The following is a 454-nucleotide window of genomic DNA, read 5'->3' as shown; positions in this document are numbered from 1 at the left end:
TATTTTTGGATTCGGTGCAGTGATTGTTGGCGCAGATGGCTGACTAACAATTTGCAGTCCAGTAACAGTAGAACTAGCCAAACTCGTACAACTTCCAACCGTACAGGTAGCTGAAATAGAATAAGTACCCACACTTGAAAATGTTAAGCTACTTCCTGATGAACCATTAGACCAGTTGATGGTTCCTGCACAACCACTAGCTGTTAGAGTCAAAGTGCCTGGCGCACAAACTATTTTTGGATTCGGTGCGGTGATTGTTGGTGCAGACGGCTGGCTAACAATCTGTAAACCTGTGACAGTTGTACTAACCACACTTGTGCAACTTCCAACCGTACAAGTAGCGGATATGGAGTAAGTACCCACACTTGAAAGTGTTAAGCTACTTCCTGACGAACCATTAGACCAGTTAATAGTTCCTGCACAACCACTGGCTGTCAGAGTCAAAGTGCCTGGC

General features: G+C 44.9%; 1 pseudogene. It reads right to left on the bottom strand.

The window, feature by feature from the left end:
- Positions 1–454, bottom strand: a pseudogene (locus tag ACYVFA_RS24140) (hypothetical protein); the annotation flags it as partial.

Source organism: Emticicia fontis, from assembly GCF_054779675.1.
This window is presented reverse-complemented; position numbering and strand designations above follow the sequence as displayed.